Origin of the sequence: Bradyrhizobium sp. SEMIA, assembly GCF_014844175.1 — a bacterium.
GTDB lineage: Bacteria > Pseudomonadota > Alphaproteobacteria > Rhizobiales > Xanthobacteraceae > Bradyrhizobium > Bradyrhizobium arachidis.
Genome location: NZ_CP046601.1, coordinates 1,750,549 through 1,777,467, shown reverse-complemented (window position 1 = coordinate 1,777,467; position 26,919 = coordinate 1,750,549). Strand labels below are relative to the sequence as shown.

The window sequence follows — 26,919 nt, the reverse complement described above, 5'->3', positions numbered from 1 at the left end:
AGCAGTCAGGACAGATCGAGCCTGACCGCCCGCGAGTGGTTCAGGCTCCTGCATGCGGCAGCGCTGCCATCGGCACAACAGGAAAAACCATGTTCGCACGCCTCGCAATCCTGCTCTACGCCATCGTGAGCTATGGAATATTCACGGTTTCATTTCTCTACGCCCCCGGTTTCGTCGGCAATTATGTCGTGCCCAAATCGATCGACGAGCCAATCGACGTCGGCAGCCCCATCCATCTGAGCGAAGCCATCGTCGTCAATCTGCTGCTGATGAGCCTGTTTGCGATCCAGCACAGCGTCATGGCGCGGCCGGCCTTCAAGCGATGGTTGGTCAAATTCCTTCCCGCGGCCTGCCAGCGCAGCACCTATGTGCTGCTCTCGAGCCTGATCCTGCTGCTGCTGTTCTGGCAGTGGCGCCCGATCCCGGCACCGGTCTGGCAGGCCAGCGGAGTTGCAGCCTGGCTGCTGACCGGCGTGCATTGGCTCGGCTGGCTGATCGTGTTCGCCTCGAGCTACATGATCGATCATTTCGATCTGTTCGGCCTGCGTCAGGCTTTCTCCGCACTAAAGGGCTCCGAGATATCGGGTCAAACCTTCAAGACGCCCCTGCTCTACAAGATCGTCCGGCATCCGCTGATGCTCGGCTTCCTGCTCGCGTTCTGGGCCACGCCCGCGATGACCGCAGGCCATCTGCTGTTCGCGATCGCCAACACCGTCTACATCCTGGTCGCACTGCAGTTCGAGGAGCGGGACCTGATCGCTGAGTTCCGAGAGACCTATCAGCAATATCGCCGGCGCGTTCCCATGCTGGTGCCGCGCCTGTTCGCGCGCCGCCGGACCGACGATCGCCAGTCATCCTGGCCTGTCGGAGCACCGCAATGAAAGCCGTTCTCTGCAGCTCCTTCACCGGCCCGCAGGATTTGCGCGTCGGTGAGATCGACGAGCCGAAGCCGGCCGGCGACGAGGTCCTGATCGACGTCCACGCCGCCTCCGTCAGCTTCATGGACCAGTTGATGGTCTCAGGCCTTTACCAGATGCGGCCACCAACGCCGTTCGTGCCGGGCACGGAGGCATCCGGTGTCGTCGTCGCAGTCGGCGCCAAGGTCACGACATTCGCACCGGGCGATCGCGTGGCGTGCAGTAGCTGGACCGGCGGCTACGCCGAACGGATGACAGCGAAGGAATCGAAGACGGTGCGCTTGCCCGATGGCGTCGCGTTCGAAACCGCGGCGACGGTGCTGCACAATTACGGCACGGCCTATTATGCGCTGGTCGAGCGCGCGCAGGCACGGCGCGGCGAAACCGTTTTCGTTACCGGCGCGGCCGGCGGGGTCGGACTTGCCGCCGTCGACCTCGCTCGCCATCTGGGGCTGCGCGTCATCGCCGGTGTCGGCTCCGATGACAAGGCGGCCCTGGTGCGGAGTTACGGTGCCGGCGATGTGATCAACTATCGCAGCGAGGATCTGCGCGACCGGCTCAAGTCGATCACATCAGGAGACGGCATTGATGTCGGCTTCGACAATGTCGGCGGTGCAATCTTCGAGCAGATGGCCCGCCTGATGAAATGGGGCGGCCGGCTGATGCCGATCGGCTTCACCGGCGGGGTGATACCACAGGTCCCGATGAACCTGCCGCTGCTGAAGAACTATTCCATCATCGGCGTTTTCGCCGGCGCCTGGGCCGAGAAATTCCCCCATGAGGCCGCGCGCGCGAACGACACGCTGATGCAATTGCTGGCCGACGGACAAATCCGCCCGCACATCGATCACGTCCTTCCTTTGGAGGAGGCCGGCAATGCCATGCGCGCCGTGGCCAACCGGACGGTTCAGGGAAGAATTGTGCTCAAGATCAGGTAGAATGCGCGGGGAACGGCAACAGAGGAGGGCAAGACGTGACCGAGATCATCATCGCCAAGCGCTTCTGCGGCCCCCCAAACTCCGGCAATGGCGGCTATGTCTGCGGCCGGCTCGCCCGGCACATTCCCGGCGGCGCCGAGGTGACGCTGCGCGCGCCGCCTCCCCTGGACACGCCGCTCGATGCGGTCGCCGCCGAGGATGGCGCTTGGGAGCTTCGCGATGGCGCCAAGGTCGTTGCAACCGGGCGCGCGGCGAGCGTCGAGCTCGCGCAGCTCGAGACGGCCAGCTTGCAGGAAGCACGCGCCGCCGAATTGCTGACGCTGTTCGAGCCGCACGAGCATCCGCTGCCGAACTGTTTCGTCTGCGGTCCCGCGCGAGCGCAGGGCGATGGCCTGCGCATCTTCACCGGACCGCTCAAGCGTCGTGCGCAGAACGCCGTTCTCGCCGCAACCTGGACGCCCGATCCGAACCTCGCCGCCGAGGGCGGCCTGGTCGCGCCGGAATTTGTCTGGTCGGCGCTCGATTGTCCCACCGGCTTTGCCAGCAATTGCAATCCGCAGAGCGGCAGCTACGACAAGACGCCGCTCCTGCTCGGACGGATGTCGGCGCGGATCGAGGCCCGCCCCGCGTCCCCGGCGCCCCCCTGCATCATCACCGCCTGGCCAACCGGCCGCGACGGCCGCAAGCGCACGGCGGAGGCCGCGCTCCATGATGAAGCCGGGACGCTGCTGGCCGTGGCGAAGACGACATGGATAGCGGTGGAGCGCGACGTGCTGCTCGGGCGCGGGTGACACAAACTCGATCTCGTAGGTGGGCAAAGGCGCGCGGCGTCGTGTCCACCATTCTGTCTCAGCTTGCAGATCGATGGTTGGCACGCTCCGCTTTGCCACCCTACAGGGCGGCCCTTCAGGGATTGACGTCTAGCATTTTGAGTTCAGCCTCGGCCGCCTGTGTTTCCACGAAGGTCGGCGGGCAGTCGGCAAGCGCGAGACCAAAAAGCCGCCGAGCCTCCTCCTTCGCGCCGCGTTGCAAATTCAGTTCGGCCCCGTAGAAATTCGCCTCGCACACCTGGCCCTTCTTCTTCCGCGGATCGGGATCGTCGGCTGCCCGCAGCAATTCGTCAGCCGTCATCCTCCCCAACAAGAACTTGATGACGGGCGCAGGCCATTTGGTCATGTCGAGCTTGGCAATCGCATCCGATAAGGTACTCGGCGTATTGCTGCGCCAGCCCGCGATCTCTCGCCACATCGCACTGTAGGAATCCTTGGGATCAAGCTCCTTCAACCGATCGAGATAAGTGATCGCTTGTGCGGGCGAGCCAGCCTGGAGATGTGCCATGACGCACGGGCGGTAGGAGGCGGCCACTTTCGGGTTGATCTTGATGGCACGGTCGCAAGCCACGGCGGCTTGCTGCGGATCGCCCATCGCAAGAAAGATTATGCCGCGACACATGAGGGCAAGTTCGTCCTTGGGTTCGAGCAAAGCCGCGCGGTCGCAATCGGCCATCGCCCGCGTGAAATCACGCTTGGCCCTGTATTCAGCCGCACGGTAGAGGAAGGCAGTCCGATAGGTCGGATCGATCTGTATCGCCTGCTCATAATCCGAAATTGCGCTATCGGTGTTGCCCTTCCTGCTCTGCGCTTCTCCGCGCGCCACATAAGCGGCTTTGTACGTCGGATTGAGCTGAACCGTCTGATTCGACGAGGCGGAGGCCAACTCGCCGCTGGGGTGAGTTTCTGTGCTGCGCGCCCGCTGGGACGGATCGGAATTGAACTCGATCGCCTTGGTATAGTCGGCAATCGCGCGATCGAGATCGCCTTTTTTTACGTACGTAACCCCGCGGCTGTAGTATGCGCGCTGATCCCTTGGTGCCAGCCGAATGATCTCGTCATAATCGGCAATAGCGCGGTCGAACTCGCCCAGATGAAAAAAGGATTCGGCGCGAAGATAATAGAAAGAGTCGTTCCTTGGCTTGTTCTGGATGGTTTGTTCGAGTTCGGCCAATGCCCGCTCTCTGTTCCCTCTCGCGAAGTAAACCCGGCTGCGGCACAGCTGGCCACCGCCGTCTTGCGGGCTGATCCCGACCACACGATCACAGTCAACCATGGCACGGTCCAAATCCCCATTGCGGAGGTGAGCAAGACCTCGCTCGACACGCCCTTGGATATTATCCGGATGGATCAGAAGGGCCTGATCGTAGTTGGCGATGGCGCGGATGGAGTCGCGTCTCTCTCCGTAGATTCGGGCGCGCCCTAGATATGCCTGGACATTTTTGGGATCGAACACGATCGCCTTGTCGTAATCCGACAGAGCAGCGTCGGGCTCCCGCTTTTGCAGATGCGCAGAAGCCCTCTCGAGTCGGGCGCTCAGATTGTCCGGGTAATGCTCGACGATCTGGTTGTAATCCGCGATCGCAAGGTCGATCTCACCCTTCTGGCGGTAGAACATGGCGCGGCGAAAGCGCGCCATGATCACACCTTGCTGCATGCCCGGCGCCGCCGCCTGAATCATGGCGGTGCAGCCGGCGATCCTGTCATCGATGCTGAAATTGCCGGCCGCGTTACACTTGGAAGCCGACGGCATTTCCGCGCGAGCGCCTGATGTTTCGGGCAAGGCCGTCAGCGCCAAAACACCGAAGCCTGCTGCCGCACGTATGAGTGCGCGGCCCACCATTCCAAACATGCAGTCCCCATTTCAATTCCCGGGATTTCATAGCAACCGATTGCGCCTCTGCACAGCCCTTGGTTGCGGCGCGAGGTGCAAACTCGGGCGAGGATGACAGTTTTCGTAGGGGCAAAGCGACTTGTCCGCCGTAGCTCGAAGAGCGGAGGCAGAAGCGTGCCCACCATCGCGTCCGGAGACAAAATGGTGGGCACGGCGCGATGCGCCTTTGCCCACCCTACGGGACCTGTGCGCGACGAGCCCTACGCGCCCTGCTCCACCATCCCCTGCAGCCGCACCAGCTCCGCCTCAAGATCGCGCTCCACATCCGCCGCGCGAATGTCGAGCACCCGATAGTCCCGCGCCTCCAGCCATGCCCGCCGCGACGCGCGGTCGGCGGCGATGGCCTCGCCCTCGCCCGGGTTCACCAGCTCGATCGCGATCCGGTGCGGGAAGGAAACGAAATCCGGGATGTGGCGGCCGACCGGGGTCTGGCGCTTGAACCCACCTGCGAAGCGGCGGTCGCGGGTCAGGGCCAGCCAGAGCAGGCGCTCGGCATCGGTGGGGTTGCGGCGGAGCAGGCGCGCGAGACCGCGCACGGTCGAGCCGCTGTCGGGCGCGCCACCCGCCTGCCCATGCTCGGCCAGGCGCGTCGCCTGCTCGCCGTCGAGCACGCCGCCCTTGGCCGGGCCCTTGCGTCCCTCGGCGATCGCCATGACGACCCCATGAAGGGTGTGCATGTCCTGCTTGGTCGGGTCCATCCGGGTGAAGATGTTGCGCAGGTTCACCAGCATGGTGTCGCGCTTCTCGGCCGGCCGCAGGAATTCGACCTTGTCGAGCTCGCGGACCAGGTTCTCGAAGAAGGCCTGGATCTGGTGCTGCGAGGCGCGCTCGGACCGCTCGGGCATGGCATGCGGCAGCGCGCCGGCTGTCGCCCGCTTGAACCATTCATAGCCGACCAGCAGCACGGCCTGGGCGAGGTTGAGCGAGGCGAAGCCCGGATTGACCGGGAAGGTGATGATGCGGTTGGAGAGCCCGACCTCCTCATTGGTCAGCCCCCAGCGCTCGCGGCCGAACAGGATGCCGCACCTGCCGCCGGTCGCGACGTGACCGGCGATTTCGCTCGCTGCGGCCTCCGGCCCGACCACGGGCTTGGCCTGATCGTGGGGGCGCGCGGTGGTGGCAAACAGGAGGTCGAGGTCGGCGACCGCCTGCTCCACCGTGTCGAACAATTCGACCTTTTCCAGAATGTGGTCGGCGCCGGCCGCCGCGCGCTGGGCGGCGATGTTGGGCCAGCCGTCCCTGGGGTTGACGATGCGCAGGGCGCCAAGCGCAAAATTGCCCATGGCGCGCGCACACATGCCGATGTTCTCGCCGAGCTGCGGCTCGACCAGGATGACGATGGGACCGTCGAGGGAGAGGCCCGCCTTGCTCTTGTCAGTCCCCGACATCTCGCTTCGCTTTCACACTGTCTCTCAAGGCCTTGGCTGGGCGCTCTCAGGATTAGATTCAAGGCCGGCCGCAGGGCCGGCCATGGCCGTCAGCCTGTCGTTTGCCTGTCCTGACAAAATTCTCAAGGGAAATAACGGGGTTAGAATCGACTTTTGAATCTCATCTGAAGGCTGAGGCCCGCCCCCGCGCCAGGGCCGCTCCCCGCCCCCCATCTGGGCAAGCTGGATGAGCTAAAATTCAGGCCGTCAGACGCGACATCCATGAAACGGTCTCCTCAAAGCTAGACGGCTCCCCGCGCCAGGGCCGCTCCCCGCCCCCCATCTGGGCAAGCTGGATGAGCTAAAAGTGCATAATCCCTTGGCTTTCGCCCGCCGCGGTCCGGTGCTAAGAGGCGGCGGATATTCACGTTGGCGCGCTTCTGGCGCCGTTCCCAAGAGGCTTCCCCGATCATGGCAAAAATCAAGGTATCCAATCCCGTCGTCGAACTCGATGGCGACGAGATGACCCGGATCATCTGGCAGTACATCAAGGACAAGCTGATCAACCCGTACCTTGACGTCGAGCTGCTTTATTACGACCTGGGCATGGAGTACCGCGACCACACCAACGATCAGGTCACCATCGACGCCGCCGAGGCGATCAAGAAGGTCGGCGTCGGCGTCAAGTGCGCCACCATCACCCCGGACGAGGCCCGGGTGAAGGAGTTCAACCTCAAGCAGATGTGGAAGTCGCCGAACGGCACCATCCGCAACATCCTCGGCGGCGTGATCTTCCGCGAGCCGATCATCTGCAAGAACGTGCCGCGCCTCGTTCCCGGCTGGACCAAGCCGATCATCATCGGCCGCCACGCCTATGGCGACCAGTACCGCGCCACCGACATCAAGTTCCCGGGCAAGGGCACCCTCTCGCTGAAGTTCGTCGGCGAGGACGGCACCGTGATCGAGAAGGAAGTGTTCAAGGCTCCGGGCGCCGGCGTCGCCATGGAGATGTACAATCTCGACGATTCCATCATCGACTTCGCCCGCGCCTCCTTCAACTACGGCCTGCTGCGCGGCTACCCGGTGTATCTGTCGACCAAGAACACGATCCTCAAGGTCTATGACGGCCGCTTCAAGGACATCTTCCAGGAGATCTTCGACAAGGAGTTCAAGAAGGAGTTCGACGCCAAGGGCCTGACCTACGAGCACCGCCTGATCGACGACATGGTGGCCTCGGCGCTGAAGTGGTCCGGCGGCTATGTCTGGGCCTGTAAGAACTACGACGGCGACGTGCAGTCCGACACGGTGGCGCAGGGCTACGGCTCGCTCGGCCTGATGACCTCGGTGCTGCTCACCCCCGACGGCAAGACCGTGGAAGCCGAAGCCGCCCACGGCACGGTGACCCGCCACTACCGCGAGCACCAGAAGGGCAAGGAGACCTCGACCAACTCGATCGCGTCGATCTTCGCCTGGACCCGTGGCCTGTCGCACCGCGCCAAGCTCGACAACAATGCCGAGCTCGCCAAGTTCGCCGCGACCCTCGAGAAGGTCTGCGTCGACACCGTCGAGGCCGGCTACATGACCAAGGACCTCGCGCTGCTGGTCGGCGCGACCAGCGCTGGCTCTCGACCACGGGCTTCCTCGACAAGGTCGCGGAAAACCTGACGAAGGCGCTGGCGGCCTAAGCTGCCATCCGCAATTTCGCCCGACTGGGTCAGACATCATCACGGGCCGCGCCAAAAGCGCGGCCCGTCTTTTTTAGAGACCTTTCGCGGAGATGCGACCATGTCGATCAAGTCTGTCGTCCCCTGCCTGCTACTGCTCACCGCCATGGCCGGGCCGGCTGTCGCGGCAGAGGCGCTCCCCGAAGCTATCGCCGTAGCAGGCGAGAGCGTCGTGCTCAGCGTCCACGCCGAGGGTGCGCAGGTCTATGAGTGCAAGGCGGCCGCCGACGGCAAGCTCGCCTGGGCCTTCCGCGAGCCGATCGCGACCCTGCTGTCCGAGGGCAAGACCATCGGCCGCCACTATGCCGGCCCGAGCTGGGAGCTCGCCGACGGCAGCGCGGTGGTCGGCAAGGCCGTCGGCAATTCGCCGGGCGCGACGCCTGCCGATATCCCCTGGCTGAAGTTGGAGGTCGCCTCCCGCCGCGGCAACGGCACCCTGACGCCCGTCACCACGGTCCAGCGCATCAACACCCATGGCGGCAAGCTCGAGGGTTCTTGCGACAAGGCCGGCGAGTTCAAGAGCGCGCCTTATTCGGCCGATTATATCTTTCTGAAGAAAGGCTGACCGCTCAGCGGTCGGTATCCTCGCGCTCCGCCTGCGCCAACTCTGCTGCGGCAAGATCGCCGGTCTCCTCCAGCCGCGCTTTCGCGGTCTCGTGGACATGGGCGGCGAGCGTCGGCATGCGCGCGATCAGGGCGTGAAAGTCCTGGGCATCGAGCAGCAGGAGCCGGGTCTTGCGCGTCGCCGTCACGGTGCCGCTGCGTTTTGTTTGGTGCAGCAGCGCGATCTCGCCGAAGAAGGTGCCGTCGCCGAGCCGCACCTGCTGGCTCGGCAGCGCGATCTCGACCTCGCCGGCGGTGATGAAATACATCGACGAGGCGGCATCGCCTCGCCGCACCAGCACCTCGCCCTGCTCGATGGTGCGCGCCCGCAACAGGCGCATGATGTCGGCGATCTCCGCGGCGGACAGATGCGAGAATAGCGGCACCCGCGCCAGCATGCCCCAGGTCACGACGAAGTCGCGCCGCCTCACCTCCTCCGCGAACGCCGAGGAGATGATCGCGACCGGCAGCGCGATCATGGCAAAGCCCGAGATGATCGCGAACACCGAGATGAATTTTCCGAGCGGCGTCACCGGCACGACGTCGCCATAGCCGACGGTGCCGAGCGTCACGATCGCCCACCACATCGCATCCGGAATGGTGCCGAGCTTGCCGGGCTGCACGTCGCGCTCGACGGCATAGAGCAGCGAGGCGAAGGTCAGCACCACGCCGAACAGGATGACGACGCAGCCGATCAGCGCGCGCCGCTCGGCATGCACGGCCGCCAGCAGCGAGCGCATCGCCGGCGAATAGCGGATCAGCTTGAAGAAGGGCAGCACGCCGAGCCCGGCCAGGGTCGCGTGCCGGCCGGTGGCGAGCACGACCGCTGCGGGGAGGAATGCCATGAGGTCGATGATTCCGAGCGCGGAGAAGGCATAAGAGAGCCGGTCGGACAGCGCCGAGCCGTTGCGCTGGGTGTGCCCCGCCACCGTCCACAGCCGCGCCAGATATTCGAGCGCGAACACGATGACGGCGAAGACGGCGATCGCGCCGAACAGCGTGTCGAACCGCGCGTCCAGCTCCGGCACCGAGGCGAGGACCATCGCGGCCACGTTCAGCACGATGACGGCGATGATGAGCCGGATGAAGCGCGATCCGACTGAATAGGCCAGCGGATCGTGCTCCAGCAATTCGTAGAGGCGATCCCTCAAATCGGGATCGGAAAGCCCACGTCCTCGCGGAACGAGGCGCATCGGCCTCTACGCGCTCGCCATCGCTTTTTCGATCGCCGCCAGCGCCTCGGTCGCTTGGCGCCGTCGGGGCCGGCCGGCCTGCGCCATGTCGGCCGGCCGCCGGCCTGCGCCATGTTCGGGCCGGCCGGCCGCCGCCCTTTGCCGCCGAGCGCTTCGGAGGCGACGCGGACGGAGATTCACGGCGTTGAAGCGCGCGATGAGGTCGGCAGTGACGCCGACCACGACGCCGGCCTTGCCGTCCTCGGTGACGCCGACGATGGCGACGACGCCCGAGCCGATCTGCTTCTTGCCGTCGTCGGCAAGACTCTTGAGATCCTTCATCTCGATGCCTTCGACCGCGCGTGCCATCAGCTTGACGCCGCCGGCCTCGCGCACGCTGGAAGCTGCGCCATCGCCGCTCGACGCGCCGCCGCCCATCGCGAGCTTCTTGCGGGCGTCGGAGAGCTCGCGCTCGAGCTTCTTGCGCTCCTCCATCAGCGCGGCGATGCGCGCCGGCACGTCATCGAGCGACGTGCGCAGCTCGTTCGCCGCAGTCTTGGCCAGCGCCATGGTGTCGTTGGCGTGCTTGCGCGCATAATTGCCGGTCAGCGCTTCGATGCGGCGCACGCCGGAGGCGACCGCGCTCTCGCTGGTCAGCGTGATCAGGCCGATGTCGCCGGTGCGCTTGACATGCGTGCCGCCGCAGAGCTCGACCGACCAGCCGAGCGCATTGGCGCCGCGCTCGCGCGCGGTCCTGCCCATCGAGACGACGCGGACCTCGTCGCCATATTTCTCGCCGAACAGCGCACGCGCGCCAGCCTCGCGGGCCTCGTCCACGCCCATGACGCGGGTGGTGACCTCGTCGTTCTCCAGCACCACGTCGTTGGCGATGTCCTCGACGCGGGCAAGCTCCTCCGCCGTGATCGGCTTCGGATGCACGAAGTCGAAGCGCAGCCGGTCTGGCGCGACCATCGAGCCGCGCTGGGCGATGTGATCGCCGAGCACCTGGCGGAGCGCCTCATGGATGAGATGCGTCGCCGAGTGATGCGCGCGGATCGAGGAGCGCCTGCCGTGATCGACCTCGAGCTGCAGCGCGGTACCGACCTTCACTTCGCCGCTCTCGACGGTGCCGACATGCACGAAGAAGTCGCCGAGCTTCTTTTGCGTGTCGGTGACGCGGAATTTGAGGCCGCCCTCGCCAGTCAAGACGCCGGTGTCGCCAACCTGGCCGCCGGACTCCGCATAGAACGGCGTCTGGTTCAGCACGATCGAACCCGTCTCGCCGGCCTTGAGGCTGGCAACCTCCGCGCCGTCCTTCACCAGTGCGGACACCACGCCTTCAGCGCTTTCTGTCTCATAGCCCAAAAATTCCGTCGCACCGAGCTTCTCGCGCAGCGGGAACCAGATCGCCTCGGAGGCCGCTTCGCCAGAGCCCTTCCAGGACTCGCGCGCCTTGGCCTTCTGTCGCTCCATCGCGTCGGTGAACGCAGCTTGGTCGACGCCGATGCCGCGCGACTTCAGCGCATCCTGCGTCAGGTCCAGCGGGAAGCCGTAGGTGTCGTACAGCGTGAAGGCGACGTCGCCGTCGAACATGTCGCCCTTTTTCAGGGACGCACTCTTCTCATCAAGGATGGCCAAGCCGCGTGAAAGAGTCTTGCGGAAGCGGGTCTCTTCGAGACGCAGCGTTTCCTCGATCAGATTCTCTGCGCGCATCAGGTCGGGATAGGCCTGGCCCATCTCGCGGACCAGCGCCCAGACCAGGCGATGCATCAGCGGCTCCTTGGCGCCGAGCAGCTGCGCGTGGCGCATCGCGCGGCGCATGATCCGGCGCAGCACATAGCCGCGGCCCTCGTTCGAGGGCAGCACGCCGTCCGCGACCAGGAACGCCGAGGACCGCAAATGGTCGGCGATGACGCGGAACGAGGCGACGGTCTGCTCGTTCGGCCCGGTGCCGAGCGCCGACGATGTCGCGTCGATCAGATGACGGAACAGATCGGTCTCGAACACGCTGTCGACGCCCTGCATGATGCAGGCCATGCGCTCGAGGCCCATGCCGGTGTCGATCGAGGGACGCGGCAGGTCCACGCGCTCCTCCTTCGTCACCTGCTCGTATTGCATGAACACGAGATTCCAGAATTCGAGGAAGCGGTCGCCGTCCTCCTCAGGAGAACCGGGAGGGCCACCCCAGATGTGATCGCCGCGATCGATAAAAATCTCCGAGCACGGCCCGCACGGGCCGGTGTCGCCCATTGCCCAGAAATTGTCGGAAGTCGGGATGCGGATGATGCGGTCGTCGGAGAAGCCGGCGATCTTCTTCCAGAGCCCGTGCGCCTCGTCGTCGGTGTGGTAGACGGTGACGAGCAGCTTGTCCTTCTTCAGCCCGAAGTCCTTCGTGATGAGCTTCCAGGCAAGCTCGATCGCGCGCTCCTTGAAATAGTCGCCGAACGAGAAGTTGCCGAGCATCTCGAAGAAGGTGAGATGGCGCGCGGTGTAGCCGACATTGTCGAGGTCGTTGTGCTTGCCGCCGGCGCGCACGCATTTCTGCGACGTGGTGGCGCGCTGGTAGGGCCGCTTCTCCACCCCGGTGAAGACGTTCTTGAACTGCACCATGCCGGCATTGGTGAACATCAACGTCGGATCGTTGCGCGGCACCAATGGCGAGGACGACACGATCTCGTGGCCGTTCTCGGCAAAGAAGTTCAGAAAGGTCGACCTGATCTCGTTGACGCCGCTCATGTTCATCCAATCGGGTGTGCTTGGACCCGCTGATTTGCCATCCAAACCTGTCGATTTGGGCTGTTATCTGTGGGCCAAAGCGCTTTTAGACAAGGCAAGCTTCGCTGTCCAGAAACTGTGCAGAGAGATCAGTGGGTTGCCGCAGGCGCTCAATCCCGTTGAAAGCCGCAAGGCCTGCGTTGACAGGCTTGGCCGGCCTGTGGTCTGTACCCATCTATATCGTACGGCCACGTCGGGAGAGACCGGCTTCATTGCCGGCGCCGAAGGAGCAACCGCCCCGGAAACTCTCAGGCAAAAGGACCGCGTGGCTTTGACGACATCTGGAAAGAGGCGCTGGCGGGCGTAAGGCCCGGATAGCGTCCGCCGACGGGATAATACTCTCAGGCACAGCGACAGATGGGGCTTCGACTGGTTTGTCTCGGGGAATCGTCCCCGGGGAACCGCCGAGGACCCCTGTGATGGTTGCGCCAGACGACAAGAACTCCCTGAAACGTACCCCCCTTTACGACCTTCACGTGTCGCTCGGCGGCAAGATGGTGCCGTTCGCGGGCTATGACATGCCCGTGCAGTACCCCGCTGGCGTGCTGAAGGAGCACCTCCAGACCCGCACCCAGGCCGGCCTGTTCGACGTCTCCCATATGGGCCAGATCGCACTCCGGCCGAAATCCGGCAAGGTCGAGGACGCCGCCCGCGCGCTGGAACGGCTGGTGCCGCAGGATATCGTGGCGATTGCGCCGGAGCGGCAGCGCTACGCCCAGTTCACCAATGAAGACGGCGGGATTCTCGACGATCTGATGGTTGCCAATTTCGGCGACCAGCTGTTCCTGGTCGTCAATGCCGCCTGCAAGGACGCTGACGAGGCGCATCTGCGCGCGCATCTCTCGGACGACTGCATCATCGATTCGCTTGAAGACCGCGCGCTGATCGCGCTGCAGGGCCCGAAGGCGGAGTCAGCACTGGCGAAATTATGTGCAGAGGCGCCCGCCATGAAGTTCATGGATGCCGGCCCGCACAAGGTTGCCGGGCTCGACTGCTTCGTCTCGCGTTCCGGCTACACCGGCGAGGACGGTTTTGAGATTTCAGTCCCCGCGGCCGACGCTGAACGTCTCGCCAAAACACTCCTGGAAAACCCGGACGTAATGCCGATCGGCTTGGGAGCCCGCGACAGCCTGCGGCTCGAAGCCGGGCTCTGCCTCTACGGCCACGACATCGACACCGCGACGACGCCGGTCGAAGCTGCGCTGGAATGGTCGGTGCAGAAGAGCCGCCGCAGCGGCGGCGCACGCGCCGGCAGCTTTCCTGGCGCCGAAAAAATCCTAGCGCATTTCGACAACGGCGCATCCCGCCGCCGCGTCGGCCTGCTCGCCCTCGGCCGCGCGCCGGTGCGCGAGGGCGCGTTGCTGTTTGCGGACGAAGCGGGCGGCGAGCCCATTGGAAAGGTCACCTCGGGCGGCTTCGGCCCGAGCCTGAATGCGCCGGTGGCGATGGGCTATGTGCCCGCGGCCCTGAGCGCGCTCGACACAAAAATCTTCGCCGAGGTGCGCGGGCAACGTTTGCCGCTCACCGTCGCCGCCATGCCCTTCGTGAAAAACACCTACAAACGCTGAGGACAAGACAATGACCACGACGCTGTACACTTCCGACCACGAATGGCTCGCCATCGACGGCGATGTCGCCACCGTCGGCATCACCGATTATGCGCAGCAGCAGCTCGGCGACGTCGTGTTCGTCGAATTGCCCAAGGTCGGCCGCGCGTTGAAGAAGGCCGAAGCCGCCGCCGTCGTGGAATCCGTGAAAGCCGCCTCCGACGTCTATGCACCTGTTACGGGCGAAGTGCTCGAGACCAACGATGCCCTCGCCGCCGAGCCGTCGCTGGTGAACTCGGACGCGCAAGGCAAGGCGTGGTTCTTCAAGATCAAGATTGCCGACAAAAGCGAGCTCGGCGGCCTCATGGATGAAGCCGCCTACAAGGCACATACGGCGTGAAGATCATGAGCCGAGCCGCCGCCCCACACTCACTGTCATGCCCCGCGAAGGCGGGGCATCCAGTAAACGCAGCCGGTTCGGCTAGACCCGAGAGGCCGCGGCGTACTGGATCGCCCGCCTTCGCGGGCGATGACAGCAACTCCTAGCGAGGACCCATGATGACCGCGCACCGCAAATCCAACGGCGACACCGCCACCTTCGTTCGCCGCCACATCGGCCCCTCCGCACGCGACGTCACCGCCATGCTCGAAGCCGTCAGCGCCAAAAGCATCGATGCGCTGATGGGGGAGACGCTGCCGGCCTCGATCCGGCAGGCCGCCCCGCTCGATCTCGGCAAGCCGCTCAGCGAGACCGAGGCGATCGCGCACATGACCGAGCTTGGCCGGCAGAACCAGGTCTTCACCTCGCTGATCGGCCAAGGCTATTCCGGCACGATCCTGCCCGCGGTGATCCAGCGCAACATCCTGGAGAATCCGGCCTGGTACACGGCCTACACGCCCTACCAGCCCGAGATCAGCCAGGGCCGGCTGGAGGCGCTGCTCAACTTCCAGACCATGATCTGCGACCTCACCGGGCTCGACGTCGCCAATGCCTCGCTGCTGGATGAGGCGACCGCTGCGGCCGAAGCGATGGCGCTCGCCGAGCGGCACTCGCAGGTCAAGGCCAAGGCCTTCTTCGTCGACAAGGACGTACATCCGCAGACGCTGGCTGTGATGCGCACCCGCGCCGAGCCGCTCGGCTGGAATCTGGTCGTCGGCGATCCCCTCACCGACCTCGACAAGGCGGACGTGCTCGGCGCGCTGCTGCAATATCCGGGCTCCTCCGGCGCGGTGCGTGACCTCAGGCCCGCGATCGCGGCGCTGAAGGCCAAGGGCGCGCTCGCGATCGTTGCCGCTGATCTCCTCGCACTCACCCTGCTCGCGTCGCCCGGTGAGTTAGGCGCCGACATCGCAATCGGCTCGGCGCAGCGTTTTGGTGTGCCGATGGGCTATGGCGGACCGCACGCGGCCTATATGGCGGTGCGCGATGCGCTGAAGCGCTCGCTGCCCGGCCGTATCGTCGGCCTGTCGGTGGATTCGCGCGGGGCTCCCGCCTATCGCCTCGCGCTGCAGACCCGCGAGCAGCACATTCGCCGCGAGAAGGCGACCTCCAACATCTGCACCGCGCAGGTGCTGCTCGCCGTGATCGCCTCGATGTATGCGGTCTATCACGGCCCCGATGGCCTTTCGCAGATCGCGCGAAACGTGCATCGCCGCTCCGCCGTGCTCGCGGCGGGCCTGTGCAAGCTCGGCTTTGCGCTGCAATCAGAAAGCTTCTTCGACACGCTCAGCGTCGATGCCGGCGCCAAGCGCGCCGAGATCATCGCGCGCGCAGCGGCCGAGAAGATCAATCTCGGCGTCAGCGAGACCAATTTGCGCATCGCGCTCGACGAGACGACGACGCCGGCGACCGTGGAAGCCGTGTGGCGCGCCTTCGGCGGCCAGCTCTCCTACGCCGAGATCGACGCGACCACGCGCGAGGCGCTGCCGGAGGCGCTGAAGCGCACGACCGACTTCCTCACCCATCCCGTCTTCCACGCGCATCGCTCGGAGACCGAGATGCTGCGCTACATGCGCAAGCTCAGCGACCGCGACCTCGCGCTCGACCGCGCCATGATCCCGCTGGGCTCCTGCACCATGAAGCTGAACGCGACCACCGAAATGATGCCGCTGACCTGGCCGGAGTTCGGCTCGCTGCACCCGTTCGTGCCGCGCGAGCAGGCGGCCGGCTATCATGCGCTGTTCGCCCGGCTGGAGAAGTGGCTGTGCGACATCACCGGCTATGACGCGATCTCGCTCCAGCCCAATTCCGGTGCGCAGGGCGAATATGCCGGCCTGCTTGCGATCCGCGGCTATCACGCCGCACGCGGTGAGAGCCACCGCAAGATCTGCCTGATCCCCTCCTCCGCCCACGGCACCAACCCGGCATCGGCCGCGATGGTCGGCATGGACGTGGTGGTGGTCGCCTGCGAGAAGAACGGCGACGTCGACGTCAATGATCTCCGCGCCAAGGCGGAAAAGCATTCGAACGACCTCGCCGCTGTCATGATCACCTATCCGTCGACCCACGGCGTGTTCGAGGAGCACATCCGCGAGATCTGCGACATCGTGCACGGCCATGGCGGCCAGGTGTATCTGGACGGCGCCAACCTCAACGCGCAGGTCGGCCTTAGCAGGCCCGGCGATTACGGCGCCGACGTCAGCCATCTCAATCTGCACAAGACCTTCTGCATCCCGCATGGCGGCGGCGGCCCCGGCATGGGCCCGATCGGCGTGAAGGCGCATCTGGCGCCATTCCTCCCCGGCCATCCGGCGACGCAGGCGGATGCCCCGGTCGGCCCGGTCTCGGCCGCGCCGTTCGGCTCGGCCTCGATCCTGACCATCTCCTACATCTACATCCTGATGATGGGCGGCGACGGCCTGAAGCGCGCCACCGAGATCGCGATCCTCAATGCCAACTACATCGCAGCGCGCCTCGATCCGCACTTCCCGGTGCTCTACAAGAACGCGAGGGGCCGCGTCGCGCATGAGTGCATCGTCGATCCCCGTCCGCTGAAGACGACGAGCGGCGTCACCGTCGACGACATCGCAAAACGCCTGATCGACTACGGCTTCCACGCCCCGACCATGAGCTTCCCGGTGCCGGGCACGCTGATGATCGAGCCGACCGAATCGGAATCGAAGGCGGAGCTCGATCGCTTCTGCGACGCCATGATCGCGATCCGGAAAGAAATCGCCGAGGTCGAGGCCGGCCGCTTCAAGATCGAAGCATCGCCGCTGCGCCACGCCCCGCACACCGTGCACAACATCGCGGACGACGACTGGAAGCGCGCCTACACCCGCGCTGAGGGCTGCTTCCCCGACGGCGTCTCGCGTACTGACAAATACTGGTGCCCGGTCGGTCGCGTCGACAACGTCTATGGCGATCGCAACCTGGTGTGCTCGTGCCCGCCGGTGAGCGATTACGCGGAAGCCGCGGAGTAAGATGCAACGGAGGTTTCGTAGGGTGGGCAAAGCGCAAGCGTGCCCACCACCTTTCGGCACGTTGGAATATGGTGGGCACGGCGCTACGCGCCTTTGCCCACCCTACGGGTCCGATTTAGGGGACAACCAGTTTCGTAGGGTGGGCAAAGCGGAGCGTGCCCACCACCTTTGCATGCGGTGAAAGATGGTGGGCAACGGCGCTTACGTGCCTTTGCCCACCCTACGGCTGCGAAAGCACCTCGAGGGCACAACCAGCGACCGGCTTTCGCGATCCCATCGCAGAGCCGTTCGTTGGTGAGGTGCGTGCCACCCCACTGTCACGCCCAAAACGAAACGGGCACTGAAGACGTCGGCAACTCAACGTCCTCAGCGCCCGCTCCTCGCGAAAACTCTTCGCGTTAAGGCTTACTCCTCCGCCGGCTCCTCGCCGTCGGCGTCGCTCTCGGGCGTGCCGGCCAAAATCTGCTCGGAGATCAGGCCGGAGTTCTGGCGGATCGAGGTCTCGATCTTGGCGGTGATGTCGGGGTTGCCCTTCAAAAACGCCTTGGCGTTCTCGCGGCCCTGGCCGAGACGCTGGCTGTCATAGGAGAACCAGGCGCCCGACTTCTCGACGATGCCGGCCTTGACGCCGAGGTCGAGGATCTCGCCCATCTTGGAGACGCCCTCGCCGTACATGATGTCGAACTCGACCTGCTTGAAGGGCGGCGCCAGCTTGTTCTTCACCACCTTCACGCGCGTGGTGTTGCCGACCACTTCGTCGCGCTCCTTGATCGCGCCGATGCGACGGATGTCGAGACGGACGGAGGCATAGAACTTCAGCGCGTTACCGCCGGTCGTGGTTTCCGGCGAGCCGTACATCACACCGATCTTCATGCGGATCTGGTTGATGAAGATCACCATGGTGTTGGACTTGTTGATGGAGGCCGTCAGCTTGCGCAGCGCCTGGCTCATCAGACGTGCCTGCAGGCCCGGCAGCGCATCGCCCATCTCGCCTTCGAGCTCGGCCTTCGGCACCAGCGCCGCAACCGAATCGACCACCAGCACGTCCACCGCGCCCGAACGCACCAGCGTGTCGCAAATTTCCAGCGCCTGCTCGCCGGTGTCGGGCTGCGAGATCAGGAGCTCGTCGATGTTGACGCCCAGCTTGCGGGCATAGACCGGGTCGAGCGCGTGCTCGGCGTCGATGAAGGCGCAGATGCCGCCCTTCTTCTGTGCTTCCGCCACCGTGTGCAGCGCCAGCGTGGTCTTGCCCGAGGATTCCGGCCCGTAGATCTCGACGATGCGCCCCTTCGGCAGACCGCCGATGCCGAGCGCGATATCGAGCCCGAGCGAGCCGGAAGACACCGCCTCGATGTCCATGGAGCGGTCGCTCTTGCCGAGCTTCATCACCGATCCCTTGCCGAACTGGCGCTCGATCTGGGAGAGCGCGGCAGCCAGGGCTTTACTCTTGTCCATGGAAGATCCTTCGACGATACGCAGGGCAGTGGCGGACATTGGGTCGTGCTCCTTATGGCGAGGATTCGCGTGTGGGACAAACGATTGGGCGGCGGGTCGTCGATAAAAGTAATGTACCCTATCTGTTCTATGTTCGCAATATGTTCTTTTGCGAATTCGGGTGCTGTCCGTATTTGACCCCCGGTGTCCCAGTTTGTTCTAGCGAGTGTCCTAAGTTCAATTTTGAACCAATGCGGCCGGTGGTCGTTGAGGCCGCATCACCGGCTTCGGCTCTGCCCGTAGGCGTCGGTGGCTGAGAGACCGAGAGCGCTCCCGCCTGCTACCAGGGAGCGCCGCTATGCCGGACTATTCCCACCGAATCGCCGTTCAGACCGCTCTAATCGCCGCAGAAATCGAGCGAACCCAGCAGATTTGCAGACGCTCGATGGAACTGCTCCGGCTTCCGCTTCCGAGCACATTCCTTGGAAACAGACTCAATCCGCCGCCAGAAGAAGAGAATGAGGAGTAAGACCGCCTGAGTTGGAGACCTCTTTCAGTCCTCATCCAAATTGCGACGGGAACGTTCAGCGGTAGCCTTGTCGGCTTGGCGCGGGTGTCCCGTTAGATGACACAAAACCTTGGCATAGGTTGTGCAGACTAACCGTCACCGGGGAATTGCTCATTCCCACCCGGGGCTGGAAAGCCGCCGCCCGCGCTCGATTTAAGCGGGCGGCGTTTTTGCTTCGCCCGTGAAAACTTCCACTGTCCTAATTCGATTTGCCGGGTGTCCTGATAGGAGCGCACCGCAGATCGCGGCCTTTCGAGCCTCCTGAAGTTGAATTTTGAGGTGCCCTGCTCCTCTGGCTAAAGCGCCGGCCATCAAGCGGTGGGAGCTTGTATTTAAATGCTACAAATGGTAACGCTTACATGTGTAGCGCTACGAGACGTAGATAATCTCAGGAGGAGACATGAAGTCGATGATCAAGATCGCGCTCGCGCTGGCCGTGTTCGCCGGCTCGGCGACGGCTTACGCCCACGCATCGTGCGGTCCGATGTCGTCGGGCGCTCCGAAGGTCGGCATGAAAATCACGAAGCGGTGGCAGCTGCACGACGGTTGCCACAGCCGCTACGCGCAGATGCTGGGCAAGCCCTGCCACTAAAGCGCGATGAGATTTGGATGAATCGTCATCGCGCTTCAGGTTGTTGTTCACGCGTGATCTTTCCGGAAAAGTGCGAAGCGGTTTTCCGGCTCAAGGACGGCGAGAGGCCGCCTCAGCCGGCGGCCTCTTTGATTTTTCCCGGTCCGCCGCATCTGGTGCAGGGACGAAACTCGACCTTCTCACCAAGGTGCATCGGCTTCATGCCGCTTTCCCGGCCCGTCCCGTCGCATTCGGGGCAGTTGTGCTCGACATCCTTCTCGCTCATGTGCGCCTCTCGCTAAAGCATGATCCGGAAAAGTGCGTAGCGGATTTCCGAAAAGATCATGCGCAAACAACAAGCCAAAGCGCGATGATGACTCATCCTGATCTCATCGCGCTTTAGGGCATTCGAGCGGATCTCATCGCGAGGTTAGCCCGGCTCGCAACCCTTCTTTGGGCCTGACGGAAGATTCAATCTTGCCGTGCCCCCTCTTCCATTGAAGCTGATGCGCAGCAAAGACGCAGCCGCCGGCCGCCGTCATAAATCCGCAATCCTGCGGCACCGAACCTTTGCGCGGTTACCGGCTTTGTCGGGACGGGGCCGCTCTAACGGGGAAGCTCTGTCATGGCGGAAGACACGCACCACGATGCGGCGAGGCGCAATCATTTCCTCGAGGCGGCGCTCGAGGAGATGGCGAAGTTCGAGCGCAAGGAAAACGAGTTCCGCAAGAAGGACCGCGAGGAGCGCGCCGCCGAGCTGCGCCTGCCCGTGGGCGAGATCAAGGTCCATTAGGCCGCGCTCGGACCTGTTTGGACAGGCCCTGTTTGGCAACCGGCTTCGGAGCTGACCGGCCCTCCCGGCGCGGCTGATCGCGCGCGTATGCCCGCCGGGGGACCGCTTCGCATGCGGCGGCGAAACTGCACTAAAGGTATCTAAACACCTATCTTAAGTCATTGATTGCGCAGCGAAATTGCCCAGCGCCCTACTGTGCATGGGGTTGTTTTCAGCTTTTGAAAGCCGCCATCGTGCCGGGCCCGATGCCTCGGACCCGCTTTCCGCGCGCCTGACGCCGCCCTACAGCAGCATCAATAGCGCGATGCCGATCACCAGCACCACGAAGCCAGCCGCCGTCGCGGCGGCAAATGACCGCTCTACGTTATCCATGATGCCACCCCGTTCTCGGCGCGCCACGTTTCCCCCATGGCATCGTCGAAGCAGTGAATCTCGCCCGCGGGTGTGGCTCCAGTTGTGCGATCGGATGGCCAAATTGGGACCTGTGCGGGGCCAGTCTGCGGCCTCGTGCCGCGCAAGCTTTCGCTGCCTCCGTCAGGCGCCTGTAAGCCGACTCCCCTAGTTTCATTTCGCCCGGTGGACCAACACCGGGCCTCCATACCCAGTCGATGACCCCGCTCGGCCCCGAGCGGGGTTTTCTGTTTGCGGGGGCAACACCGGAGCGACCACGATCTGCCGACGTGTCAGGCTGCCGTAAGCTGAGGCCGCTAGGGTCATCGGGCTATGGTGTTGCAGCCCAGCACCTCAGCCTCCAATAACCTCTCACCCGCTTGGCTCTCCCCAAGCGGGTTTTTTCATGCCTGCCCGCCGGTTCGCGGGGCGGTCTCCTCCCGCGTCAGCCTTAGCGAGAAGGCGCGGATCGCGGGCGCGGCCACGAGCACGATCGGCAGCATCGCGGCCCATGCGACCAGCCACGACAGCGTCCAGTGCCGCAGGAAGAGCATTGCGCTTGTCGCCGGAAAGCTGGCGATCCCCGCCGCGATCAGCGAGGTCAGGCCGGACTGGATGACACCGAAGACGAAATGACTGTAGCGGCGGGGAATGCCGAGCATGAGTGCCTATGTCCTTGCTTGCTGCTGCCGTCATGAGGCGAAGCAAGGCACGTGCCGTGAGTCGCATAATAGATGCGCGCTACCGCGCGCTGGCGTCGATCAGTGTCGCGCGCGGAACTCTGTTCATGGTCGGAGAACCACGGAGTACCGGCGCTCGTGCAGGGTATCTTTCGGAATTCGATTTCGCTTGTTGCGGAGCGCGCGCGTTCTCGGGATAGCCGTGAACCCTCCGGGGCTTATCGTCAGATTTCGCTTGTCGCGGGAATATTAAGACGCCCAACATGTTTGGCATCTGATGAAGGTGAATCGTGGGAGGTGGCCATGAATCACAGGGGCGTCGAGTTCACCGTCGCCAAGACGGCAATCCCCGGGGTCTGGCAGTGGCAGTTCCGGATCGGCGAGCAGGTCAAGACCGGCAAGACCGAGACCAAGATCGATCTGCTGGCGATCCGGCGGGTGCAGCTGCGCATTGATCGGGAGCTGAAGGCGATCGGGCGCAAGACCGCTTGAGCAGGCAAGGCGGCGCGAGTCGTTCGCCCCACAGCATGCCATGCGGGGCCTATTCCGTAGCCGCCCGGAATTGATCTTGGGATGGTTTGGGACTGCACTGCGCGCCCATGGCCTTGGGGGCGGGGCCGTCACGCGTGATCGGTGCCAGCCAATGCCGCTTTACTTCTTTCGAATCCGGAACGGCCGTTATTCCGGCTGTGCGGACCAAGCGACGGAATTTGCCGATCGCGATTCGGCCTGGAGGGAGATGACCAGCGTCTGCGCCGATATGGCGGCCGGCATCGCCCGCAAGCTGCAGCAAGACTCCGAATGGCACATGGAGCTGCTCGACGAGGCCAAGGAGCCGGTGTTCCGGATCCGCATCGTCGCAGAAACCCTCGAATAGGGCCCGCTCCTAATCCGCGCTGGGCAGCCGCCGCATGGTGAATTCGATGTCGCCGCCGGGCAGCTCGCGCCAGGTCTCGACGGCGCTCATATAGCCGGCCTTGGGGTAGCGGGCGAAGAAGGCCTCCGCCCGCGCCCGTGCCGCCGGGCGCGGCAGGGTGAAGGTCTCGCGCAGATAGCCGTCGCCGGTGGTCGCGCCCGGCCTGCCACCGGTCTTGCGACGGCGCGCCATCCGCTCGGCGAGATCCCGCGGCCGGTCGGCCATGTCGGCCCTCCTCTACGCAATACTGACCGGCTCAATGTAGGAAGCGGGCCGCCTGAAGAGGAGTCCTGTTCCGGAGGCGTCATTGCGGCCTCCGACGGGGGCGATCAGTTGGCAGCGGTGCCGGTTTTGCTCTTCTTCGGCGCGCTGGTTGCGGCCGAGGCCTTCGGCGCCGCCGGCTGCTTCGGGGGATCGGAGCGCATGCCGCCCCAGGGATCACTGGACGACTTGGCGTCCGGAATCTTCTTCAGCGTTTCCTTGTAGGCCTTTTCACGCTCGGCATCCGCGGCCTTCTCCTCGGGGGTCTTGCCCGGGCCTTCCTGCAGCAGGTTGAGATTGGGCATTTGCGCGTAGGCCGGTCCCGCCACCACGGCCAGCAGCACCGCCGCCATACGGAAAAGCTTCATCACTCACTCCTCGATCATTCAATCAGGGGCGGATCAACCGCGCCTCGTCATCCCTGTCAACAGCCCGCTCGCGGCCGAATGGCGCGCTAGAGCCGGTCCGACCGGCAAGATTTCGGCGCGTTCAGCCAATCGTCCCAGATCGGGCCGCATCTGGTGCAGCCGTCCAGCACGAGGCCAAGCGCTATCAACGAAAACACGAGGACACACCGACGCAACATCGTCCACCCGCTCCCAAGCGAGCTATCATATCGGGCGAAGTCGGGCATTTTCAAGCCGACGGGCCAGCGCTGGACCGGGTGACTTTGCCGCGCCGATCCGCGCAGAATGGCCGAAACATCCGGCAACAATGGAGGACACGACAGCAATGCAAACGCAGCCAGAAGCCGGGTTCGGCATCGCTGATGCGAGACGCATCCTCGGCGAGGTCTTTGCGCCCTGGGTCCAGGATCTCAACCTCGCCGTCGAGCGCATCGAGCACATCCAGCCGGCGGACGCGCCGGACTGGCAGCCCGGCGCGCTGCTGCGCATGCCGTTCTCGGAGCGGCTGTGCCGCAACGGCGGCGTGGTCTGCGGCCAGGCGCTGATGGCGCTCGCCGACACCGCGATGGTGATCGCGAACCTCGCCGCCAATCGCGGCTACCGTCCGATGACGACGGTCGACCAGACCACGCATTTCATGCGCGCGGTCTCCTCCTCGGACGTGCTCGCAGACGCGCGCGTGGTGCGTCTCGGGCGCACCATGAGCTTTGGTCGCGTCACGCTGCTCTCGGCCGCCGACAACAAGCAGGTCGCGATGGTTTCGAGCGCCTTCGCGATGCTGCCGGGCTGAGCATCCGCCGAAAAAGAAGAGAGCCGCGAGAGCGCAAAAGCGCGCCGCGGCTCTCCATCACGTTCGCGTCCGCCGAAGCGCGATTGCATCCGCGCTACGGTCGGCACACTTCAAGAACTACTTGCCGAGGATCTCGTCGGCCGCGGTGACGACGCTGACGGTCGGATTCTTTCCGCAATAGGCACCGAACTTCTTGGCGTTCTCGATGAACACTTCGGTGTCGATGATCGCGTTGTCCTCGTCGCCCTTGTACCAGCCGTCCATCCAGGTCAGCACGACAGCGATGTTGTCCTCGCCGCTCTCGAGGAATTGCTTACAGGTCATGGTCGAGAGGTCCCACTTGACGGCGTGGGCGGGCATCGATGACAGCGAGAATGCTGCGGCGAACAAGATCGAAAGCGTGGTCTTCATCGGAATCTCCATCGGCGCGTAACGCCATAAAGGAAAGGCTTGTGAGGAAAGTCGGCGGAGTGAGTCACCGCTCCAACGTCGTAAACGAAGTCTGAAGCGCTGTGCAAGTAGCGCCAGTATTGAGTTTAGATCAACGCAATTTCTATGCACTATTTCACAATCGTCGTTATGGATTAATGCCGATGATCGAGAAACGTGCAGCGCAGCGTCACCGTGTTTTCAAGGGTGGGACGATCACCTTTGAAAACAGCGGTGTAGCGTGCACCGTGCGAAACATGTCCGAAGGCGGCGCGGCGATCGACCTCGATTCACCCGTCACACTGCCGCAATCATTCACGCTCTCGATCGCGCGCGACAATTTCGTGCGGAATTGCCGCCCCGTATGGCGCAGCGAGCGGCGCGTCGGCCTCGCTTTCGTACAATAATTCGCGCGATGTGAACGAGCGTTCGCATCGCATCCACATCGCGATTAAGAGGGCGTGATACGACGACGGCGTCGCCAGCGCAGAGCTGCGATCACAAGCGCGATGATCGCGAGAGCGATCGTCGTCGATGCCGCAACAAATCGTCCGCCCGGACGATCGATCGTGCGCGACCATAACGATGGCGCCTCGCCGGGCCGCGCCAGGCGAAACGCAACGACGCTGTCGCCGATCGAGGTGCCCGCTTCGGAATGGCCGCCGGCGCCGATCGCGACATATTGCTCGCCCTTCCAGAGATAGGTCATGGGATTGGCGACGCCGGGCACCCGCAGCCGGCCCTGCCAGAGCTCCCTGCCGCTGCGCGCATCGAAGGCACGCAGATAAGCATCCATCGCGCCGGTGAAGACGACACCGCCGGCGGTGACCGCGGGCCCGTTGAGGAGCGGCGCGCCCCAAGGCAGCGGCACGCCCAATGGCGCAAGATCCTCGGTGGTACCGACCGTCGAGCGCCAGAGGATTTTTCCGCCCATCAGATCGACCGCGACCATCTCGCCCCATGGCGGCTTGTTGCAGAGCATGCCGAGCGCGACGTCACCATCGCACGTGACATCGCGAATGGCGCACCGCGCTGCTGGCCGAAATCATGTCCGGGCGGCGGATTGAATCCGGCCGCCTCAGCGCGCGGGATCAGCTTGATGAGATGCACGGCGCGGCTGGTGTTGACATAGAGGATCTGACCAGCCGGATCGAACGCCGCGCTGCCCCAGTTCACACCGCCGCCGGTGAATGGAAATTCCAGCGTACCCTGCACCGAAGGCGGCGTGAACAGTCCCTCGTTGCGCGCCTCTGCGAACTGCCGTTCGCAAGACGAGCGGCCCAGCCCGGGCAAGAGCGAGAGCGCATCATCGGTCGAGATCGTTTGCGACGTCAGCGGCGGAACATGCGTTGGGAACGGCTGCGTCGGCGACAATGCTTCGCCTTCGGCGCCGCCCTGCGGCACGGCGCGCTCCTCGACCGGCCAGACTGGCTTGCCGGTGTCGCGGTCGAGCACGAACACAAAGCCCTGCTTGGTCGGCTGGATCACGACGTCGCGCTGGCCCTCGCCGGTGTCGAGGCGCGCGAGCGTCGGCTGCGCCGCCAGATCGTAGTCCCAGACGTCGTGATGCACGGTCTGGAATGCCCATACGAGCTCGCCGGTCTCGATGCGCAGCGCAACCACCGAATTGGCGTGCTCGTTGTTGCCCGGCCGCTTGCCGCCCCAGAAGTCCGGCGACGGCGATGTCGTCGGCAGGAAAACCAGCCCGCGGGTTTCGTCGACCGACATCGGCGCCCAGACATTGGCATGGCCGGCTTCGATGCCGGCGCGCTGGAGCGGCTCGAAGGTCCAGCGCGCCTCGCCGCTCCGCGCATCGAACGCGCGCACCCTGCCGCTCGGCGCATCGATGCGGCTGTTGTCGGCGATCGCGGAGCCGACCACGACGACACCGCGGCCGACTGCCGGTGGCGAGGTGATCTGGAATTCGCCCGGCCAATCCAGCCGCATGCCGATATCGAGCTTGATCTCACCGCCCTTGCCAAAACCGGCGCAGGGAATGCCAGTCTTCGCATCGAGCGCGATCAGGCGGATATCGTTGGTGCCCATGAAGATACGCGATCGGCAGGCGGCATCCGGCGGCGCCTGATCGTCGATCCACCAGGTGACACCGCGGCAGACATAGCGATTGGCAGGACGCTGATTGGTCGCGATCTTCGGATCATAGCGCCATTTCTGCGCGCCCGTGCCGGGATCGAGTGCGATCACCTCGTTGAACGGCGTGCAGAAAATCAGGCTGCCCTCGACGAACAGCGGCGTCGCCTCGAATTTGGTTCGTCGCATCACCTCGGGCGCGCGCGCGGCGAGATCGCCGGTGTGATATTCGAAGGCGCGGATGAGCTGGCCGACATTGTCGGGCGTGATCTGTCGTAGCGGCGCGAAGCGCGAGCCACCGGCATCGCTGCCCCAGCTCTCCCAGGCCCCGCACGGCGGCGCGGCAAACAAGAGCGCAATGAGCGCGACGACGATATGCAGGCGGGTGCGCAAACGCAT

23 protein-coding genes, 2 pseudogenes and 1 riboswitch are annotated in these 26,919 nt (G+C 64.5%); of the genes and pseudogenes, 14 read left to right on the top strand and 11 right to left on the bottom strand.

All coding sequences use genetic code 11. The annotated features are described in order from the left end of the window. Positions 1–89 precede the first annotated feature (89 nt). The 3 genes from mddA to FOM02_RS08475 are packed head-to-tail and all read left to right on the top strand — an operon-like array spanning position 90 to position 2,646. On the top strand, positions 90–881 hold the full coding sequence (gene mddA, locus FOM02_RS08485) for a methanethiol S-methyltransferase (protein ID WP_265441619.1): 792 nt from the start codon (positions 90–92) through the stop codon (positions 879–881). Beyond that, positions 878–1,855, top strand: a complete 978-nt coding sequence (locus FOM02_RS08480) for an NADPH:quinone oxidoreductase family protein (protein ID WP_265441618.1) — start codon at positions 878–880, stop codon at positions 1,853–1,855. Before mddA ends, FOM02_RS08480 begins: the two co-directional genes overlap by 4 nt. Positions 1,856–1,890: 35 nt before the next feature. Further along, complete coding sequence (locus tag FOM02_RS08475) at positions 1,891–2,646, top strand: hypothetical protein (protein WP_265441617.1); 756 nt, start codon at positions 1,891–1,893, stop codon at positions 2,644–2,646. Positions 2,647–2,761: 115 nt separating this feature from the next. Here the strand turns inward: FOM02_RS08475 and FOM02_RS08470 are convergent, their stop codons facing one another. Next, positions 2,762–4,537, bottom strand: a complete 1,776-nt coding sequence (locus FOM02_RS08470) for a tetratricopeptide repeat protein (protein WP_265441616.1) — start codon at positions 4,535–4,537, stop codon at positions 2,762–2,764. A gap of 242 nt (positions 4,538–4,779) precedes the next feature. Further along, positions 4,780–5,967, bottom strand: a complete 1,188-nt coding sequence (locus tag FOM02_RS08465) for a TrmJ/YjtD family RNA methyltransferase (protein ID WP_265441615.1) — start codon at positions 5,965–5,967, stop codon at positions 4,780–4,782. A gap of 450 nt (positions 5,968–6,417) precedes the next feature. Between FOM02_RS08465 and FOM02_RS08460 the strand changes: the two are divergent. Continuing rightward, positions 6,418–7,631, top strand: a pseudogene (locus FOM02_RS08460) (NADP-dependent isocitrate dehydrogenase). 100 nt (positions 7,632–7,731) lie between these two features. Next, entirely contained in the window at positions 7,732–8,235 is a 504-nt protein-coding gene (locus FOM02_RS08455; protein ID WP_265441614.1) for a DUF3455 domain-containing protein, read from the top strand. Positions 8,236–8,239: 4 nt separating this feature from the next. Here FOM02_RS08455 and FOM02_RS08450 read toward each other — a convergent pair whose 3' ends face one another. Further along, on the bottom strand, positions 8,240–9,466 hold the full coding sequence (locus tag FOM02_RS08450) for a cyclic nucleotide-gated ion channel (RefSeq protein WP_265441613.1): 1,227 nt from the start codon (positions 9,464–9,466) through the stop codon (positions 8,240–8,242). Between the two features lie 6 nt (positions 9,467–9,472). Then, positions 9,473–12,181, bottom strand: a complete 2,709-nt coding sequence (gene alaS / locus FOM02_RS08445) for an alanine--tRNA ligase (RefSeq protein WP_265441612.1) — start codon at positions 12,179–12,181, stop codon at positions 9,473–9,475. Positions 12,182–12,404: 223 nt separating this feature from the next. Continuing rightward, positions 12,405–12,493: riboswitch (glycine riboswitch) on the top strand. Between the two features lie 146 nt (positions 12,494–12,639). Here alaS and gcvT point away from each other — a divergent pair. The 3 genes from gcvT (at position 12,640) to gcvP (ending at position 17,190) form a co-directional block, all read left to right on the top strand. Continuing rightward, positions 12,640–13,788 (top strand): glycine cleavage system aminomethyltransferase GcvT, encoded by a 1,149-nt coding sequence (gene gcvT / locus FOM02_RS08440; RefSeq protein ID WP_265441610.1) that lies wholly within the window; start codon positions 12,640–12,642, stop codon positions 13,786–13,788. Between the two features lie 10 nt (positions 13,789–13,798). Further along, the gene (gene gcvH, locus FOM02_RS08435) at positions 13,799–14,167 is read left to right on the top strand and encodes a glycine cleavage system protein GcvH (protein ID WP_265441609.1); all 369 of its coding nucleotides are present in this window, start codon (positions 13,799–13,801) and stop codon (positions 14,165–14,167) included. Positions 14,168–14,325: 158 nt separating this feature from the next. Further along, a complete protein-coding gene (gene gcvP, locus FOM02_RS08430; protein WP_265442169.1) occupies positions 14,326–17,190 on the top strand; it encodes an aminomethyl-transferring glycine dehydrogenase in 2,865 nt (954 codons plus the stop codon). Between the two features lie 405 nt (positions 17,191–17,595). Here gcvP and recA read toward each other — a convergent pair whose 3' ends face one another. Beyond that, positions 17,596–18,684 carry a recombinase RecA gene (gene recA, locus FOM02_RS08425; RefSeq protein ID WP_027560271.1) on the bottom strand — a complete coding sequence of 363 codons (1,089 nt, stop codon included), beginning with the start codon at positions 18,682–18,684 and terminating at the stop codon, positions 17,596–17,598. Between the two features lie 908 nt (positions 18,685–19,592). Here recA and FOM02_RS08420 point away from each other — a divergent pair. Continuing rightward, on the top strand, positions 19,593–19,784 hold the full coding sequence (locus FOM02_RS08420) for a hypothetical protein (protein WP_265441608.1): 192 nt from the start codon (positions 19,593–19,595) through the stop codon (positions 19,782–19,784). A gap of 112 nt (positions 19,785–19,896) precedes the next feature. Here the strand turns inward: FOM02_RS08420 and FOM02_RS08415 are convergent, their stop codons facing one another. Next, entirely contained in the window at positions 19,897–20,049 is a 153-nt protein-coding gene (locus FOM02_RS08415; protein WP_156950840.1) for a hypothetical protein, read from the bottom strand. A 339-nt stretch (positions 20,050–20,388) separates the two neighbouring features. On the opposite strand from FOM02_RS08415, the gene FOM02_RS08410 reads away from it, so the two are divergent. Further along, positions 20,389–20,556 (top strand): hypothetical protein, encoded by a 168-nt coding sequence (locus FOM02_RS08410; protein WP_035729454.1) that lies wholly within the window; start codon positions 20,389–20,391, stop codon positions 20,554–20,556. A gap of 794 nt (positions 20,557–21,350) precedes the next feature. Here the strand turns inward: FOM02_RS08410 and FOM02_RS08405 are convergent. Then, a complete protein-coding gene (locus FOM02_RS08405; protein ID WP_027560273.1) occupies positions 21,351–21,608 on the bottom strand; it encodes a DUF2798 domain-containing protein in 258 nt (85 codons plus the stop codon). A 321-nt stretch (positions 21,609–21,929) separates the two neighbouring features. Between FOM02_RS08405 and FOM02_RS08400 the strand changes: the two genes are divergently transcribed. Next, positions 21,930–22,118 (top strand): hypothetical protein, encoded by a 189-nt coding sequence (locus FOM02_RS08400; RefSeq protein ID WP_027560274.1) that lies wholly within the window; start codon positions 21,930–21,932, stop codon positions 22,116–22,118. Between the two features lie 151 nt (positions 22,119–22,269). Then, the gene (locus FOM02_RS08395; RefSeq protein ID WP_027560275.1) at positions 22,270–22,503 is read left to right on the top strand and encodes a DUF6894 family protein; all 234 of its coding nucleotides are present in this window, start codon (positions 22,270–22,272) and stop codon (positions 22,501–22,503) included. A 9-nt stretch (positions 22,504–22,512) separates the two neighbouring features. Here the strand turns inward: FOM02_RS08395 and FOM02_RS08390 are convergent, their stop codons facing one another. Both FOM02_RS08390 and FOM02_RS08385 read right to left on the bottom strand, forming a co-directional pair. Continuing rightward, positions 22,513–22,767: a hypothetical protein gene (locus tag FOM02_RS08390; RefSeq protein WP_027560276.1), complete on the bottom strand. Its 255-nt coding sequence runs from the start codon at positions 22,765–22,767 to the stop codon at positions 22,513–22,515. 104 nt (positions 22,768–22,871) lie between these two features. Further along, the gene (locus FOM02_RS08385; RefSeq protein ID WP_027560277.1) at positions 22,872–23,171 is read right to left on the bottom strand and encodes a hypothetical protein; all 300 of its coding nucleotides are present in this window, start codon (positions 23,169–23,171) and stop codon (positions 22,872–22,874) included. Between the two features lie 364 nt (positions 23,172–23,535). Here FOM02_RS08385 and FOM02_RS08380 point away from each other — a divergent pair, with 364 nt between their 5' ends. Further along, on the top strand, positions 23,536–24,000 hold the full coding sequence (locus FOM02_RS08380; protein WP_027560279.1) for a PaaI family thioesterase: 465 nt from the start codon (positions 23,536–23,538) through the stop codon (positions 23,998–24,000). A gap of 117 nt (positions 24,001–24,117) precedes the next feature. Here the strand turns inward: FOM02_RS08380 and FOM02_RS08375 are convergent, their stop codons facing one another. Continuing rightward, a complete protein-coding gene (locus FOM02_RS08375) occupies positions 24,118–24,411 on the bottom strand; it encodes an HdeA family protein (protein WP_167380655.1) in 294 nt (97 codons plus the stop codon). A gap of 182 nt (positions 24,412–24,593) precedes the next feature. On the opposite strand from FOM02_RS08375, the gene FOM02_RS08370 reads away from it, so the two are divergent. Further along, a complete protein-coding gene (locus FOM02_RS08370) occupies positions 24,594–24,836 on the top strand; it encodes a PilZ domain-containing protein (RefSeq protein WP_027560281.1) in 243 nt (80 codons plus the stop codon). Between the two features lie 44 nt (positions 24,837–24,880). Here the strand turns inward: FOM02_RS08370 and FOM02_RS08365 are convergent. After that, positions 24,881–26,919, bottom strand: a pseudogene (locus tag FOM02_RS08365) (pyrroloquinoline quinone-dependent dehydrogenase).

Bases quoted from the DNA above. Each gene is read 5' to 3' on its own strand.
- mddA (WP_265441619.1), top strand. From the start codon at position 90: ATGTTCGCACGCCTCGCAATCCTGCTCTACGCCATCGTGAGCTATGGA.
- FOM02_RS08480 (WP_265441618.1), top strand. From the start codon at position 878: ATGAAAGCCGTTCTCTGCAGCTCCTTCACCGGCCCGCAGGATTTGCGC.
- FOM02_RS08470 (WP_265441616.1), bottom strand. From the start codon at position 4,537: ATGTTTGGAATGGTGGGCCGCGCACTCATACGTGCGGCAGCAGGCTTC.
- FOM02_RS08465 (WP_265441615.1), bottom strand. From the start codon at position 5,967: ATGTCGGGGACTGACAAGAGCAAGGCGGGCCTCTCCCTCGACGGTCCC.
- FOM02_RS08455 (WP_265441614.1), top strand. From the start codon at position 7,732: ATGTCGATCAAGTCTGTCGTCCCCTGCCTGCTACTGCTCACCGCCATG.
- FOM02_RS08450 (WP_265441613.1), bottom strand. From the start codon at position 9,466: ATGCGCCTCGTTCCGCGAGGACGTGGGCTTTCCGATCCCGATTTGAGG.
- alaS (WP_265441612.1), bottom strand. From the start codon at position 12,181: ATGAGCGGCGTCAACGAGATCAGGTCGACCTTTCTGAACTTCTTTGCC.
- gcvT (WP_265441610.1), top strand. From the start codon at position 12,640: ATGGTTGCGCCAGACGACAAGAACTCCCTGAAACGTACCCCCCTTTAC.
- gcvH (WP_265441609.1), top strand. From the start codon at position 13,799: ATGACCACGACGCTGTACACTTCCGACCACGAATGGCTCGCCATCGAC.
- gcvP (WP_265442169.1), top strand. From the start codon at position 14,326: ATGACCGCGCACCGCAAATCCAACGGCGACACCGCCACCTTCGTTCGC.
- recA (WP_027560271.1), bottom strand. From the start codon at position 18,684: ATGTCCGCCACTGCCCTGCGTATCGTCGAAGGATCTTCCATGGACAAG.
- FOM02_RS08420 (WP_265441608.1), top strand. From the start codon at position 19,593: ATGAAGTCGATGATCAAGATCGCGCTCGCGCTGGCCGTGTTCGCCGGC.
- FOM02_RS08415 (WP_156950840.1), bottom strand. From the start codon at position 20,049: ATGAGCGAGAAGGATGTCGAGCACAACTGCCCCGAATGCGACGGGACG.
- FOM02_RS08410 (WP_035729454.1), top strand. From the start codon at position 20,389: ATGGCGGAAGACACGCACCACGATGCGGCGAGGCGCAATCATTTCCTC.
- FOM02_RS08405 (WP_027560273.1), bottom strand. From the start codon at position 21,608: ATGCTCGGCATTCCCCGCCGCTACAGTCATTTCGTCTTCGGTGTCATC.
- FOM02_RS08400 (WP_027560274.1), top strand. From the start codon at position 21,930: ATGAATCACAGGGGCGTCGAGTTCACCGTCGCCAAGACGGCAATCCCC.
- FOM02_RS08395 (WP_027560275.1), top strand. From the start codon at position 22,270: ATGCCGCTTTACTTCTTTCGAATCCGGAACGGCCGTTATTCCGGCTGT.
- FOM02_RS08390 (WP_027560276.1), bottom strand. From the start codon at position 22,767: ATGGCCGACCGGCCGCGGGATCTCGCCGAGCGGATGGCGCGCCGTCGC.
- FOM02_RS08385 (WP_027560277.1), bottom strand. From the start codon at position 23,171: ATGAAGCTTTTCCGTATGGCGGCGGTGCTGCTGGCCGTGGTGGCGGGA.
- FOM02_RS08380 (WP_027560279.1), top strand. From the start codon at position 23,536: ATGCAAACGCAGCCAGAAGCCGGGTTCGGCATCGCTGATGCGAGACGC.
- FOM02_RS08375 (WP_167380655.1), bottom strand. From the start codon at position 24,411: ATGAAGACCACGCTTTCGATCTTGTTCGCCGCAGCATTCTCGCTGTCA.
- FOM02_RS08370 (WP_027560281.1), top strand. From the start codon at position 24,594: ATGATCGAGAAACGTGCAGCGCAGCGTCACCGTGTTTTCAAGGGTGGG.